This is a genomic window from Cellulosimicrobium sp. I38E, assembly GCF_001647255.1.
GTDB classification, from domain to species: Bacteria; Actinomycetota; Actinomycetes; order Actinomycetales; family Cellulomonadaceae; genus Cellulosimicrobium; species Cellulosimicrobium cellulans_E.
Window position 1 is genome coordinate 68,183 of record NZ_LUAZ01000061.1, and the last position, 14,553, is coordinate 82,735.

13 protein-coding genes, 1 tRNA gene and 1 other RNA gene are annotated in these 14,553 nt (G+C 74.6%); 13 read left to right on the forward strand and 2 right to left on the reverse strand.

Going from position 1 to position 14,553, the window contains the following annotated elements; all coding sequences use genetic code 11:
* The first annotated feature begins 115 nt into the window (after positions 1 to 115).
* The gene (locus A0J59_RS17505; protein WP_064316956.1) at positions 116 to 1,717 is read left to right on the forward strand and encodes a glycoside hydrolase family 6 protein; all 1,602 of its coding nucleotides are present in this window, start codon (positions 116 to 118) and stop codon (positions 1,715 to 1,717) included.
* A 267-nt stretch (positions 1,718 to 1,984) separates the two neighbouring features.
* On the opposite strand, the gene A0J59_RS17510 is transcribed toward A0J59_RS17505, so the two are convergent.
* Positions 1,985 to 2,070, reverse strand: a tRNA-Ser gene (locus A0J59_RS17510).
* Between the two features lie 132 nt (positions 2,071 to 2,202).
* Here A0J59_RS17510 and ffs point away from each other — a divergent pair.
* From ffs to A0J59_RS17555, 9 genes are all read left to right on the forward strand, one after another.
* Positions 2,203 to 2,299: signal recognition particle sRNA small type (ffs, locus tag A0J59_RS17515), an RNA gene on the forward strand.
* 525 nt (positions 2,300 to 2,824) lie between these two features.
* The gene (locus tag A0J59_RS17520) at positions 2,825 to 3,730 is read left to right on the forward strand and encodes a MetQ/NlpA family ABC transporter substrate-binding protein (RefSeq protein WP_047232292.1); all 906 of its coding nucleotides are present in this window, start codon (positions 2,825 to 2,827) and stop codon (positions 3,728 to 3,730) included.
* A gap of 183 nt (positions 3,731 to 3,913) precedes the next feature.
* Positions 3,914 to 5,122 (forward strand): methionine ABC transporter ATP-binding protein, encoded by a 1,209-nt coding sequence (locus A0J59_RS17525; protein ID WP_082919147.1) that lies wholly within the window; start codon positions 3,914 to 3,916, stop codon positions 5,120 to 5,122.
* The gene (locus A0J59_RS17530; protein WP_047232291.1) at positions 5,122 to 5,784 is read left to right on the forward strand and encodes a methionine ABC transporter permease; all 663 of its coding nucleotides are present in this window, start codon (positions 5,122 to 5,124) and stop codon (positions 5,782 to 5,784) included. Before A0J59_RS17525 ends, A0J59_RS17530 begins: the two co-directional genes overlap by 1 nt.
* Before the next feature lie 45 nt (positions 5,785 to 5,829).
* Positions 5,830 to 8,718: a DNA polymerase III subunit gamma and tau gene (locus A0J59_RS17535; RefSeq protein WP_064317001.1), complete on the forward strand. Its 2,889-nt coding sequence runs from the start codon at positions 5,830 to 5,832 to the stop codon at positions 8,716 to 8,718.
* A 46-nt stretch (positions 8,719 to 8,764) separates the two neighbouring features.
* Positions 8,765 to 9,361 carry an RNA polymerase sigma factor gene (locus A0J59_RS17540; protein ID WP_082919148.1) on the forward strand — a complete coding sequence of 199 codons (597 nt, stop codon included), beginning with the start codon at positions 8,765 to 8,767 and terminating at the stop codon, positions 9,359 to 9,361.
* Positions 9,358 to 10,227, forward strand: coding sequence for a hypothetical protein (locus A0J59_RS17545; RefSeq protein WP_047232290.1), 870 nt, complete (start codon positions 9,358 to 9,360; stop codon positions 10,225 to 10,227). The genes A0J59_RS17540 and A0J59_RS17545 overlap by 4 nt, the downstream gene beginning before the upstream one ends.
* 115 nt (positions 10,228 to 10,342) lie before the next feature.
* Complete coding sequence (recR, locus tag A0J59_RS17550; protein ID WP_024841680.1) at positions 10,343 to 10,942, forward strand: recombination mediator RecR; 600 nt, start codon at positions 10,343 to 10,345, stop codon at positions 10,940 to 10,942.
* Positions 10,943 to 10,957: 15 nt separating this feature from the next.
* Positions 10,958 to 11,527, forward strand: coding sequence for a DUF5063 domain-containing protein (locus A0J59_RS17555; RefSeq protein WP_053371787.1), 570 nt, complete (start codon positions 10,958 to 10,960; stop codon positions 11,525 to 11,527).
* Between the two features lie 28 nt (positions 11,528 to 11,555).
* Here A0J59_RS17555 and A0J59_RS17560 read toward each other — a convergent pair whose 3' ends face one another.
* A complete protein-coding gene (locus A0J59_RS17560; RefSeq protein ID WP_082919149.1) occupies positions 11,556 to 12,080 on the reverse strand; it encodes an SRPBCC family protein in 525 nt (174 codons plus the stop codon).
* Between the two features lie 60 nt (positions 12,081 to 12,140).
* On the opposite strand from A0J59_RS17560, the gene A0J59_RS17565 reads away from it, so the two are divergent.
* The 3 genes from A0J59_RS17565 (at position 12,141) to A0J59_RS17575 (ending at position 14,531) form a co-directional block, all read left to right on the forward strand.
* Positions 12,141 to 12,956, forward strand: coding sequence for a TSUP family transporter (locus A0J59_RS17565; protein ID WP_231581763.1), 816 nt, complete (start codon positions 12,141 to 12,143; stop codon positions 12,954 to 12,956).
* Between the two features lie 103 nt (positions 12,957 to 13,059).
* Positions 13,060 to 13,614: a hypothetical protein gene (locus tag A0J59_RS17570; RefSeq protein WP_064316958.1), complete on the forward strand. Its 555-nt coding sequence runs from the start codon at positions 13,060 to 13,062 to the stop codon at positions 13,612 to 13,614.
* Positions 13,615 to 13,688: 74 nt separating this feature from the next.
* Entirely contained in the window at positions 13,689 to 14,531 is an 843-nt protein-coding gene (locus tag A0J59_RS17575; protein ID WP_053371785.1) for a DUF4097 family beta strand repeat-containing protein, read from the forward strand.
* The last annotated feature ends 22 nt before the right edge of the window (positions 14,532 to 14,553 follow it).

Sequence of the window (14,553 nt, forward strand, 5' to 3'; positions counted from 1 at the left end):
TGCCGCGGCGCACCCCTTGACGCCGCTGGCCGGGGCCGGTTGAGTGGAGGTCACGACGCGATGGGAGCGCTTCCATCCGTCGTCCCGCACCCCGTGTCGATCGAAGGAGATCCGCATGAGACGTCGTGCCGTCCTGTCCGCCGCCGCCGGGCTCGCGCTCGCGGCCCCGCTGCTCGTCGTCGGCGGGAGCGCCGGCGCCGCCCCGACCCCCGCCGCGCCCCGGGCGACGGCCGCCCCCGCGGCGGACGACGTCGTCGGGCCGGAGACCCGCCTCTACGTGGACCCCTTCTCCACGACTCTCCAGGCCGCCGCCACCCTCACGGGACAGGCGCGCGCGGACGCCCAGCTCCTCGGGTCGTTCCCGTCGGCCTCGTGGTTCACCGGCGGCACGCCCGACGAGGTGCGCGACGACGTCGCGTCCGTCGTGCAGGCGGCCGCGACGGACGGCGCGGTGCCCACCGTCGTCGTCTACAACCTCCCGTTCCGCGACTGCGCGCAGTACTCCGCGGGCGGCGCCGCGGACACGGCCGCCTACACGGCGTGGGTGGACGCCGTCGCCGAGGGGATCGGCGACGACCCGGCGATCGTGATCCTCGAGCCGGACGGGCTCGGGATCATCCCCTGGTACACCGACATCAACGGGAACGCGGAGTGGTGCCGCCCCGCCGAGCTCGACCCGGAGACCGCCGCGGCGGACCGGTTCGTCCAGCTCAACCACGCCGTCGACGCGCTCACGGCGCTCCCGGCCACGTCCGTGTACCTCGACGGGACGCACAGCGGGTGGCTCGGGGTCGGCGACATCACCGACCGCCTGATCAAGGCGGGCGTCGAGCGTGCCGACGGCGTGTTCGTCAACGCGTCCAACTACGTCGAGACCGAGCGCCTCGTGAAGTACGGGACGTGGATCAGCGACTGCGTCAACCTGTCGGTGAACAGCTGGTGGGAGCCCGCGTGGTGCGCGAGCCAGTACTACCCGGCGAACCCGGACGACTTCTCCACCTGGGGCCTCACCGACGCCGCGTACGCCCAGGCGTACGCGGACACGGGCGTCGTGCGCGACCCGGCGGTGCAGAAGCACGTCGTCATCGACACGAGCCGCAACGGCCAGGGCCCGTGGACCGCGCCGCCCGGCGCGTTCCCCGACCCGGAGGTGTGGTGCAACCCGCCCGACCGGGGCCTCGGCGAGCGGCCGACGACGGACACCGGCGACCCGTTCGTCGACGCCTACCTGTGGATCAAGGTGCCGGGGGAGTCCGACGGGAAGTGCTACCGGGGCACCGGCGGCCCGCTCGACCCCGCCCGCGGCATCGAGGACCCGGCCGCGGGGCAGTGGTTCGTCGAGCAGGCGGCCGAGCTCCTCGCGCTCGCCGTGCCCCCCGTCGAGCGCCCGACCTGCGAGGTCGCGTACACCGTCCACGGGACGTGGCAGGGCAAGAAGGGCAGCGGCTTCATCGCCCAGGTCGAGCTCCGCAACACCGGCACGGCGCCGCTCGACGGGTGGGAGCTGCGCTGGACCCCCGACGGGGACCAGCGGCTCACCGACGTGTGGGGCGCGCGGGCCGGGCGCGACGGTGACGCGGTCACCGCGCACAGCCTGTCGTGGAACGCGACCGTACGGCCGGGCGCGACCACGACGTTCGGCTTCGTCGCGTCGGGCACCCCGGGTGCCGACCCGCAGCTCGTGACCCTCGGAGGGCGCCCGTGCCACGTCGTCTGACCCCTCGCCAGGGGGTCCGGGCCGCCCAGGTCGCACAGATCACGGGCACTCGGGGCGAGAGACCCCTGCCGTTCCGGGCCAGACACCCGTAGGCTGGGGGTAGCCGTCGGCGGCACCGCCGGCGCCACGTCCCGGCGCGTCGGACCGTCGGGACGTCGAGAGGCCCGTCGCACTCGTGCGACGGGCCTTTTCGGTGCCGGTGCCTCGACGCCGTGCGCCGGGCGACGACGAAGGGCCCGCCGCGAGTGCGGCGGGCCCTTCGGTCTGCGGAGGATGGGGGATTCGAACCCCCGAGGGCTGTTAACCCAACACGCTTTCCAAGCGTGCGCCATAGGCCACTAGGCGAATCCTCCTGGTGCGACGGCCGGACGCGCCCAGGGCGCACCGACAGCAGCGCAACGAGGATACCGGACCGCGGCGCCCGGGCCGAATCGCCCTCACCGGAGCGGGTTTCTGGTGGGGCGCCGACCTGGGCTAGGGTGGGTGCAGACCCCTCGTGCGGCATCATCTCGCCGAACTCCCCCAGGGCCGGAAGGCAGCAAGGGTAGGTGAGCTCTGGTGGGTGTGCGGGGGGTCCTTCATGTCTCCGGGCGCCCTGTCTCCGGACGGGCGCCGGCCCACCGCCGCGGAGCCGGCCGGTGTGGCGCAGATCTCTTCCTGCTCGAGCGAGACGGGCACCCCCGGGGCGCCTGACGCCCGATATATCCCGGTTCAGTCGCCCGAGTTCCCGACATGCGACCAGTTTGGCGTCCACATGATGGACGATCCGGCTCGGGGATTGGCGCGCGGGGCGTCGCCGTGCTCATGATGTCGGCATGACCCGGAACCACGTCGCCACCACGACCCCGCGCGCAGCGTCCTGCGCCGGCACGTCGTGCTGTCGTGGCGTGCACACCGGGCGAATGTGCGGCTGCTGACGCCGTCGTGACCCGCAGGGAGACCTGCGCCGCACCTGCCGCGTCGTCCTGACGACGCCGCCCCCGCTCGCCGCGTGGCTGATGGCCCGCCGGAAGCACCCCGAACCCCACCCCTCGCAGGACCGTCCCTGCACCCCGGCCCGCCGGTCGCCACCCGTGACCGACGCCGCCGCCACCGGAAGGAACTCCCATGTCGTTCTCGACCACCCGCAAGCGTCTGACCTGGACCGCGATCGCCGCGACGGCCGCCCTCACCCTGACCGCCTGCGGCGGCGGCGACGACACCGCGGGCGGTGCCGCGAGCGGTGACGCGGCGGACCCGATCCGCGTCGGCGTCGTCGGCGCGTCCGACGACAAGTGGGCCGTGTTCCAGGAGCAGGCCGAGGCCGAGGGCATCGAGATCGAGCTCGTCGACCTCCAGGACTACACGCAGGCGAACCCGGCGCTGTCCCAGGGCGAGCTCGACGTGAACCAGTTCCAGCACCTGCAGTTCCTCGCGGGCTACAACGTGGACGCGGGCGACGACCTCCAGCCGATCGGCGCGACCGCCGTCTACCCGCTCGGGCTGTACTCGTCCAAGCACACGTCGCTCGAGGAGATCCCCGACGGCGGCCAGGTCGCCGTGCCGAACGACCCGACCAACCTCGCGCGTGCGCTCCTCGTGCTCCAGGAGGCCGGCCTGGTCGAGCTGAAGGACGGCGGGAGCTCCATCTCCACCGAGGCCGACGTGCTGCCCAGCTCCAAGGTGACGGTCACGCCCGTCGACGCCGCGCAGACCCCGATCCAGCTCCAGTCCGTCGACGCGTCGATCATCAACAACGACTTCGTCGAGGATGCGGGCCTCAAGCCCGAGGACGCCCTGTTCCAGGACGACCCCGACTCCGACGCCGCCAAGCCCTACATCAACGTGTGGGTCGCGCGGGCAGAGGACAAGGACGACGAGACGCTGCTCAAGCTCGCCGAGATCTCCCACTCGCCGGAGGTCGTCGAGGCGGAGAAGAAGGCCTCGGGCGGTACCGCCGTCATCAAGGAGAACTCGCCCGCCGAGCTCCAGGAGATCCTCGCCGGCATCGAGGACGACATCCGCAACTCCTGATGCCGTCGCCGCGAGGGCGGGCGCGCACGTCGCGTCCGCCCTCGCGCGCCGTCGTGCCCGGGGGAGGACGATGGCAGGCGAGCGGCACACCCCGACAGGCGGCCCTGACGACATGCCTGGTGATCCCAGGTGACCCAGGCGGCCCCGGCCCGGAGGCCCGGCCTCCGACGAGAGGAACCCGACGTGACCGACGTCCCCCGCGACGAGGGCGGTGACGAGCAGCCCGCGATCGAGCTGCGCCACGTGAGCAAGACGTTCGGCGAGGGTGACGGTGCCGTGCACGCCGTCGACGACGTCTCGCTGAGCATCCGCCGCGGCGAGATCTTCGGCGTCATCGGCTACTCGGGCGCCGGCAAGTCGACGCTCGTGCGGCTCGTCAACGCGCTCGAGAGCGTGACGAGCGGCGAGGTCGTCGTCGACGGCCAGGTGATCACCGGGCTGCCCGAGCGCCGCGTGCGCGAGGTGCGCTCGCGCATCGGCATGGTCTTCCAGCAGTTCAACCTGCTGTCGTCGCGGACGGTCGCGGGGAACGTCGCGTACCCGCTCAAGGTGGCGGGCTGGCCGCGCGAGAAGCGCGCCGCGCGCGTCGCGGAGCTCCTCGCGTTCGTCGGCCTCGCCGACAAGGCGAAGGCGTACCCGCGCCAGCTCTCGGGCGGGCAGAAGCAGCGCGTGGGCATCGCCCGCGCGCTCGCCGCGCAGCCGACGATCCTCCTGGCCGACGAGGCGACGTCCGCGCTCGACCCCGAGACGACGCGCGAGGTGCTCGCGCTCCTGCGGCGCGTCAACGGCGAGCTCGGCATCACGATCGTCGTCATCACGCACGAGATGGAGGTCGTGCGCTCGACGTGCCACCGCGTCGCCGTGATGGAGCACGGCAAGGTGGTGGAGACGGGCGACGTGTACGACGTCTTCTCCGCGCCCGGCGCGGACGCCGCCCAGCGGTTCGTCGGGACGGCGCTGCACGACCGCCCGTCGCGCGACACCCTCGCGCGGCTGCGCGAGCGGCACCCCGGCCGGCTGGTCACGGTCGGCGTGCGGGAGGGCGCGCACACCGGGTCGGACCTGTTCCGCCTGCTGCGCGAGCACGACGTCGACGGGTCCGTCGTCTACGGCGGGATCTCCGAGGTGGGGGAGCGGCCGTTCGGGTCGCTCACCGTCGAGCTCGACGCGCCCGAGGACCGCATCGCGCCGTTCCTCGTCGCGCTCGCCGAGCGCGCCGACGTCGTGGACCTGGGGACCGCGGCCCAGCCGCTCGACGATCCGCGGGTGGCGCGGCTCGACGCCGACCCGGGCGGCGATGACGCCACCGCCGACGGCCCCGCCGCAGGGCGAGGCGACTCGCTCGGTGCACCCGGGGTCTCCTTCCGCCACGGCATCCCCGGAGGTCTGTGATGAACCGCGACTGGTCCACCCTGTGGCCCATCCTCTGGGAGGCCTTCGGGCAGACCCTCCAGATGGTGTCCATCGCGCTGCTCACGGGCGGTGTCGCGGGCCTGGCGCTCGGCATCGCGCTCTACGTCACGCGGCGGGGGAACCTGCTCGACAACCGGTGGGTGTTCGGCGTGCTCAACGTGCTCGTCAACATCGTGCGGCCCATCCCGTTCATCATCTTCGTCACGCTGCTCGGGCCGGTGACGCTCCAGGTGGTCGGGACGACGCTCGGCACCGAGGCGTTCATCTTCCCGCTGTCCGTGATGACGGCGTTCGGCACGAGCCGCATCGTCGAGCAGAACCTCGTCGGGATCGACCCCGGCGTCATCGAGGCGGCACGGGCCATGGGGGCGTCGTCGTGGCGCATCATCACGACCGTGCTCGTCCCCGAGGCGCTCGCCCCGCTCATCCTGGGCTACACGTTCCTCTTCATCGCGGTGCTCGACATGTCCGCGGTCGCAGGCCTCATCGGCGGTGGCGGCCTGGGTGACTTCGCGATCCGGTACGGGTACCAGCGCTACAACTGGGGCGTCGTGATCGTGACGGTGCTCGTCATCATCGCGATCGTGCAGGTCGCGCAGCTCCTCGGCAACTGGCTCGCCCGCAAGGCGCTGCACCGCTGAGGACCGGCCTCGTGCGTGTGGGTCGCGGCGTCTAGAGTGACCGGGGTGAGCACCGCCCTGTACCGCCGCTACCGGCCCGAGACCTTCGCCGAGGTGATCGGTCAGGACCACGTGACCGCGCCGCTCATGCAGGCGCTGCGCAGCGGTCGGGTGAACCACGCCTACCTGTTCTCCGGCCCGCGCGGGTGCGGCAAGACGACGAGCGCGCGCATCCTCGCGCGCACGCTCAACTGCGAGCGCAACACCCCCGAGACGCCGCTCGACACCCCGTGCGGGCAGTGCCCGTCGTGCGTCGAGCTCGCGCGCGGGGGTCCGGGCAGCCTCGACGTCGTCGAGATCGACGCGGCGTCGCACAACGGCGTCGACGACGCGCGCGAGCTGCGCGAGCGCGCCGCGTTCGCGCCGGCCCGCGACCGGTACAAGATCTTCATCCTCGACGAGGCGCACATGGTGACGCCCCAGGGCTTCAACGCGCTGCTCAAGCTCGTCGAGGAGCCCCCGGAGCACGTGAAGTTCGTCTTCGCGACGACGGAGCCGGACAAGGTCATCGGGACCATCCGCTCCCGTACGCACCACTACCCGTTCCGCCTCGTGCCGCCGGACGTCCTCGGCCCGTACCTCGAGGAGCTGTGCGCCGCCGAGCGCGTCACCATCGGCAGCGGGGTCGTACCGCTCGTCACGCGCGCCGGGGGCGGCTCGGTGCGCGACTCCCTCTCGGTCATGGACCAGCTCATCGCGGGCGCGGAGGACGGCGCCGTGGAGTACGAGCGCGCCGTCGCGCTCCTGGGCTTCACGCACGCGACGCTGCTCGACGACGTCGTGGACGCGCTCGCCGCGCGCGACGGCGCGAGCATCTTCCGGGTCGTCGACCACGTCATCGCGACGGGGCACGAGCCCCGGCGCTTCGTCGAGGACGTCCTCGAGCGCCTGCGCGACCTCATCGTCATCGCGGTCTCCGGCGACGAGGCGCAGGCCGTGCTGCGCGACCAGCCCGCCGACCAGCTCGCGCGCATGCGGGCCCAGGCGCAGAACCTGGGTGTGGCCGAGCTCTCGCGCGCGGCTGACCTCGTCAACGCGGCCCTGACGGAGATGACCGGCGCCACCTCGCCGCGGCTCCACCTCGAGCTCCTCATGGCGCGACTCCTCCTGCCCGGCGCCGACGACGGCGCTGCCGGGTTCGCGGCGCGCCTCGACCGGCTCGAGCGCGGGGGGCTGGGCGCGGTCGCCCTCGCACCGGCAGCCGTCGCACCGGGATCCGAGGCGTCGCCCGCCCCGGGCGCTCCGGTGAACGACGGCGCGGGGCGGGGGCCGGCCACGACCTCACCGTCGTCCGGGCTCACCGGTGCTGCCGCTGTGCGCGCCGCGCTGCGCCCCAACCGGTCCACCCCGTCCGCCCCCGCCGCACAGCCGGGTATCGCCGCCGCACCGGCCGACGCGCGGCCCTCCGCCGAGGCGGCCGAGCCCAGCCCCACCGTGGCTGCTCCCACAGAGGTCGTCGAGGACGAGCGGGCCTCGGCGCCAGCGTCCGCCCCGTCGGCACCCGACCAGGGGACCTCGTCCGCTCCGGGCGAGGGCGCTGTCGCGTCGAGCATCACCGGGCCCGCGCGCGAGGACTCCACGGCGCCTGCCGCGCCCGTGCCGCCCTCTCCCGCGACCGCCACGGTCGAGCAGGTCGAGCCGACCGGTCCTGCCACGCAGGCCGGCCCGACCCCGCAGGACGGCGCGGTGTCGCCGGCGCGCAAGGAGGCTGCGCCTCCCGGGCGTGCCGACGCCGCCCCCGCGCAGCCGGAGGCAGGCCGCCCGGCACAGCCTGCGGGGAGCGCTCCGTCCGGCGACGCGAGCCCGGCGCTCACGACCGAGGAGCTGCGGCGGCGCTGGCCGGAGGTCCTCGAGAACCTGCGCGCCAGCCCCGTGACGTGGTCCCTCGTCAGCGCGAACGCGCAGGTGGCAGAGCTGGGACCGGACGTCCTCTACCTCGCGTTCCCGTCGCCGGGGCTCGCGCGGACCTTCTCCTCCGCGCGGCACACGAGCGCGGTCCAGGACGTCGTCTACCAGACGCTCGGGCTCCAGGTGCGGGTCGAGCCGCGCCTCGACGAGGGCGGTGCGGGCGGCGGCGGTCAGGCCCCGGCCCCTGCCGCCCCGGCGCCCGGGTCCTCCGCTCCGGCCCCCGTCGCAGCCGGCCCGGGCGGATCGCGTCCTGAGCCGGGCCCGGGGGAGCGCCGCCAGGACGTTCCCCTGGCGTCGGTCAGCGCACCGGGCCGTGTCGTGGCGTCGGGCGCGGGCACGGCCCCGACCGCGCTCGCGTCGGGAGCGGTCGCACCGCGCGGCGCCGTCGCGTTGCAGGAGCGACCCGTCGCGACGGAGGCCCCCGTGGCCACCGTGGGCGACGACGGTGGCGTGCCGGTCGTCGACGACGCGGACGAGGCCTGGCTCGCCGGAGCCTCGGCACCCGAGCCCGTACCCGCGCCCCGTGTCGACGCGGCGGACGAGGCGTGGCTCGCGGGGGCGCCCGCCGAGCCGCCGGCCGACCTCGACGACGGCCCCGAGCCGGAGCCCGTCCTCGAGAGCGCCCCCGCGCGCACGACGTCCGCAGCGCAGGCACCGGACTCCCCGGCACCGGCCACGCCTGGGACCCCGCCGCGCCAGGAGCCTTCTGCCCGTGCGGGGGTCCCCGTCGCGACGGTGGACGCGTCGGGCGCCCCGTTGCGCGGCGTCTCCGCGGCGCGCGCGGCGATCGCCGCGGCCACGACGGCGCGCGTCTCCCGGCCGGCCGAGGCGCCCGCCCGACGGGACGCGTCGTCCACGGTCGACCCGATGGACGACCTCCCGTCCGCAGACGACCCCGACATCGTCTCGACGGGCCTCGTCGGGACGGCGCTCGTCGTGAGCCTGCTCGACGGCAAGATCATCGAGGAGATCCAGGACCAGGTCTGACGCCGCCGCCCGAAACAGGGTGCCCGGTGCCGGACACGAAGAGGGCATGAGCCCACCTCCCGTGGCGGACCGCGCCGAGCGGTTCCGCGCCCTCTACCAGGACACGTACGCCGACGTGCTGCGGTTCGTGCGCCGGCGTACCGACGAGGACCGCGCCGAGGACGTCGTGCACGAGGCGTTCGTCGTCGCGTGGCGACGGATGCACGACCTGCCGCCGTCCCGTGACGCGCAGCGGGCCTGGCTGTTCGGGGTCGCGCGCGGCTGCCTCCTCAACGACCGGCGAGCGAGCACGCGACGCGGCGCGCTCGGCGTCCGGCTCGCCGCCCAGCCCGAGCCCCTGCTCCCGTCCCCGGACGAGCTGACGGCGGCGCGGTCCGAGCTCGCCACGGCGTGGCACCGGCTCGCGCCCGACCACCAGGAGGTGCTGTCGCTGCTGCTCTGGGAGGACCTGACGTCCGCGGACGCCGGGCGGGTCCTCGGCATCTCCGCGGTCGCGTACCGGCTGCGCCTGTACCGCGCACGTGCGGCGCTCCGGCGCCTGCTGTCCGCGGACGAGGGGCCGGGCGTGGACGGTCCTGGGCGCCGGCCCGCCGTCCCGCTCGCTCGATCCTTCGACGTCCCCGCCCAGGAGGTGCTCCGATGACCCACGACGACCTGACCACCCTCCGGGGGCTCGACCGCGCCCCCGCGTCCGGCCTCTCCGCCGCCGAGGCCGCGCGCGCGGCGCAGGGCCTCGACCGCATCCTCGCCGGCGAGGAGCCGGACGGGGCGGGCGCCCGCGCGGTCGGGCACCTGGCCGCGCAGGCACGGCGCCGCGCCGTGCGCCGGGTCGGTGTCCCGGTCGGTGTCGCCGCGGTGGCCGCGGCGGCGTTCGCGCTCCCGTTCGTCGGCCCGGCGCCGCACGCGCTCGCGTCGTGGACACCCGAGCCCGTCCCGCTCTCCGCGCAGGACCTCGCGGTCCTGGACGAGGCGTGCCGTGCGCGCATCGGCCCGGAGCGGAGCGTGACGGCCGACGACGTGGTGCTCGCCGAGCGACGCGGCTCCTGGGTGGCGGTGATGTACCTGTACGACGACGACGCACGAGCGCAGACCCTGGAGTCGTCGTGCGTCGGGTACCTGCCGCCCGGCGCGGACGAGGCGGAGGACGTGTCCGGGGGGACCGCGAGCGCGGGCGACCTCGTCCCGTCGTCCCGCGGTGTCACGGAGGGGTCGATGTCCCAGTGGGGCGGCAGGCCGTACCCCTGGAGCCGCGAGCGGCCGGTGCTGTCGATGACGAACGGGCAGGCCGGTGCCGACGTCGCGGCGGTGACGCTGCGGCTCGCCGACGGCACGGCCGTCGAGACCACGATCGAGGACGGCGTCTTCGTCGCCTGGTGGCCGGGCGAGATCTTCGACCCGACGACGGTCGGCGGGCCCAGCGGACGGGGCGGCCCGGAGCCCGCGATCACGTACGAGGTGACGTACACGGACGGGTCCACGCGGACGGTGGCGCCCGAGCTCCCGGAGTGACCCTCGTCCGAGCACGGTCCCGGCCCCGCCATGACGGCGCCGGGCCGGGACCGACCCGGCCACGACGGCGGCGGGCCGGGCCCGGCATGTGGGCCGTGCCCCGTAGGCTGGGGGCGTGTACGAAGGCGCTGTCCAGGACCTGATCGACGAGCTCGGCCGACTTCCCGGCGTCGGGCCCAAGAGTGCGCAGCGCATCGCGTTCCACCTGCTCGCCGCGGACGCCGCGGACGTGCGCCGGCTCGCCGACGCGCTCACCGAGGTGAAGGCGCGCGTGCGCTTCTGCGAGACGTGCGGCAACGTCGCGGAGTCCGAGCAGTGCCGCATCTGCGCGGACCCGCGCCGCTCGCCCGAGGTGATCTGCGTCGTGGAGGAGCCCAAGGACGTCGTCGCGATCGAGCGCACGCGCGAGTTCCGCGGGCGGTACCACGTGCTCGGCGGCGCCATCAACCCGATCGAGAACGTGGGTCCGGGCGACCTGCGGATCGCCGAGCTCATGGCCCGGCTCGCCGACGGGCAGGTCACCGAGGTGATCCTCGCGACCGACCCCAACGTCGAGGGCGAGGCCACGGCCACGTACCTCGCGCGCATGCTGGGCCCGATGGGCCTGCGCGTGACCCGCCTCGCGTCCGGGCTGCCGGTCGGGGGAGACTTGGAGTACGCGGACGAGGTGACGCTCGGCCGGGCTTTCGAGGGCCGACGTCTCGTCGGCGGCTGACGAGAGGTGACAAGCATGGGGGAGATCGAGAACGACCCCGACCTGCGGGAGATCGCCGAGGGCATGGCCGCGCAGGCGCGCGCGTTCCTCACGACGGCGACCCAGGTCGCGTCGGGGGCCGCACCCGGGGCCGTGCTGCCCCTGCTGCTGCTCGCGCTGTCCGACGCGCTCGCCGCGGGCGCACGGCTCGGGGCGATGGGCGACGTCGTCCCGGTCGAGCGCTTCGAGCCCGACGCCGGCCGCGACACCGACGTGGACCCGCTGCGGACCGCGCTCTCCCAGCTCTTCGACGGGTTCGACGACTACGCCGAGATCACCGACCCGCTCGTGGGCGCCGAGGTCGGGGCCGCGTCCCTCTCGGGCGATCTCGCGTGCGTCGCCGAGTGCCTCGCGAAGGGCCTCCAGCACTACGACGGCGGCCGCGAGCTCGAGGGCCTGTGGTGGTGGCAGTTCTCCTACGTCTCGCTCTGGGGGGAGCGTGCCGCGAGCGCGCTGCGCGTGCTCCAGCTCGCGCTCGCGCACCTGCGCCTGGACGTCGAGGACGACGTCGCGGCCGAGGCGGAGTACGACGCCCTCCAGTCCTGAGGCGCGGCCCGCGGGCCGCGCGCCGCGATCAGGCCGGTGCGTTCTTCGAGCCGTAGTGCGCCGCGAGCGCAGGGTAGTAGCTGTCCCACACCACCGTCGCGGGGTCGCGCCCGGCGCGTGCGGCGGCCAGGCGGTCGAGGTAGTACTCCCACCCCGGTCCGATCGACCCGGCGTCCTCGTCCGGGCCCAGCGCCTGGCGGAACACGAGGGCGGTGGTGCCGCCGTCGTCGTTTAGGTCGATCTCCAGGTGCCACGACGTCTCGCCGACGGCGGTCTCGACCACGAGCCGGTGCGGTGGGTCGCAGCGCAGGACCCGGCACTCGTCGCCCTCCGTCGCGCCCTCGGCGGTCATGACGAAGCGCACGCTCCCCGTGGTTGGGTCCCCGTCCCACGTGCCGATCCACGGCTCGAGCCCCGCCGGCTCGGTGAGGCTCGCCCAGACGTCCGCGACGGGTGCGGCGAAGGTCCGGCGCAGCACGATCCACCGGCCGTCGTCCTCGCGCACGACGGAACCGGTCGGCTCGACCTCAGGGTTCTCGGACGTCTCGGTCATCACAGCAGCGTAGGCAGACCCAGGCCCACGGGGAAGTGTGCGGCGTGGTACCACTAGGGGGTGCTGCCCGCCTTCTCCCTCCCGGTCTCCGGCGGGCTCGAGATCGACGGCCTGACCGTCCTCCTGCTCGTGCTCGCCGCCCTGACGGCGGGGTGGATCGACGCCGTCGTCGGCGGGGGCGGCCTCGTCCAGCTCCCCGCGCTGCTCCTCGTGCCCGGCATCAGCCCGGTCCAGGCGCTCGCGACGAACAAGCTCGCGAGCATCATGGGCACGTCCGTGAGCGCCGCGACGTACTACCGGCGGGTCGGGCCCGACCTCCGGACGGCGGGCCCGATGGCGCTCGCGGCGCTGGTCGGCGCGATCGGCGGCGCAGCCCTCGCGTCGCGCATCCCCGCCGAGCTGTTCAAGCCGATCATCCTCGTGGTGCTCGTCGGGGTCGCGGCCTACACGATCGCGAAGCCGAAGCTGGGGCACACGACGAACCTGCGCTGGGAGGGCAACGGGCACCGCTGGGCCGCGGCCGGGATCGGCCTCGTCATCGGCACGTACGACGGCCTGCTCGGCCCGGGTACGGGGACGTTCTTCGTCATCGCGCTCGTGAGCATCCTCGGGTACGCGTTCCTGCCCGCGTCGGCGCTCGCGAAGATCGCGAACTTCGCGACGAACGCGGGGGCGCTGATCTTCTTCGTCCCGTACGGTGCGGTGCTCTGGGGCCTCGGCCTGCTCATGGGAGCGGCGAACCTGCTCGGCGCCTACGTCGGCGCGCGCATGGCGGTCGCCAAGGGGAGCGCGTTCGTCCGGGTCGTGTTCGTCGTCGTGGTGGGGGCGCTCATCCTCAAGCTCGGGTACGACGTCGTCGCCGACCTGACGGCCTGACCGCGGTATCCGAGGCCGGCGATCCCGGCCTGGTGTCAGGTGGTGTCAAGAATGTTGTCGCCAGGTCTTGCAGTGACACCACGAGTGGTGCCATGATGGCGTCATGGACCTCACCCCGTATGTCGACGACCTCCAGACCCGCCTCGCCGCCGCCGCGGACGCCGCCGGGGACGACGGCCGTCGGCTCGCCGAGCGGCTGACCGCGCCGCTCGACGCCGCCGTACGGCTCGTCCTGCTCGACGCGCTCTCGGACGCGGCGGGCGAGATCTCCGCGGAGCTCGCGCCCGGATCGGTCGACGTGCGACTGCGGGGCGGCGCCCCGGAGTTCGTCGTCGCCGCCCCGGCCCCCGCGGCCCCGCCCACGGCTCCCGGTGAGCCGGCCTACGGCGTCGCTCCGGCGTCCGCGGCGACGCCCGCCGCGCCGCCCGCCGTCGGGCCGGCCGACGTCGAGTCCGGCGCCACGACCCGCACGACCCTGCGCCTGCCCGACCACCTCAAGACGCAGGCCGAGACCGCCGCCGCCCGCGACGGCGTCTCCGTCAACACCTGGCTCGTGCGCGCGGTCGCCGCCGCGCTCGAGCAGTCCACCGGACGCCCGGCCGCGCAGGCCCGTCCGCAGCCGCGCGGCTCCGCCCGCGTCACCGGCTGGGTGCGCTGACCGCTCCCGGTCCGCGCGCTCGCCCCTCCCACCACCCGCTGACACCACACCGACACCACCGTTGGAGCTCCGTCATGCCCACTTTCCCTGCACCGCACCCCGTCCCGGTCGTCGTGGACGTGCCCTTCGCCAACCTGCACGTCGTCGCCGGCGACCGTGACGACGTCGTCGTGACCGTCCTCCCCACGGACCCCTCGAAGTCCGGCAGCGTCCGCGCGGCCCAGGACGTCCGGGTCGACCGCGACGGGGACGCCGTCACGATCCTGTACCCCGGGTCGTGGAAGCAGTTCGTCCTGCCGTTCGCGGCCGGGACCGCCGACATCACCGTCGAGCTCCCGGCCGGCTCCGACCTGCGCGGCAAGGCGGGCACCCTCTACACCGAGGGGTCCCTCGGTGCCGTCGACATGACGCTCTCCGTCGCCGACGTCCGGCTCGAGGACGTCGAGCGGCTGGACCTCAAGGCCTCGGCCGGGTCGGTCGTCGTCGGCCGGGTCGCCGGCACCGCGGACGTCAAGGTCAGCGCGGGCTCCGTGCGGATCGGCGAGATCGCCGGCGACGGCACGATCAAGGCCAGCAACGGCACGACGACGGTCGGCGCCGTCACGGGCAGCCTCGCCGTGCAGGGCGCGCACGGCGAGATCGCCGTGACCCGGGTGGTCGGCACCCTCACCGCGAAGTCCGCGCACGGCGGCATCCGGGTCGACCGCCTGGAGTCCGGCAGCGTCACCCTCAGCACGTCGTTCGGCTCGATCGACGTGGGCGTGCCGGAGGGCACGGCCGCGTTCCTCGACGCGAGCTCCGAGCACGGCAGCGTGCGCAACCACCTCACGCCCACGGAAGGCCCCGTCGAGGACGAGGCCACCGCGGAGATCCACGCCAGCACCGGCTTCGGCGACGTCGTCGTCCGCCGACCCTGACCCCACCTGAGAGAGACGGAGA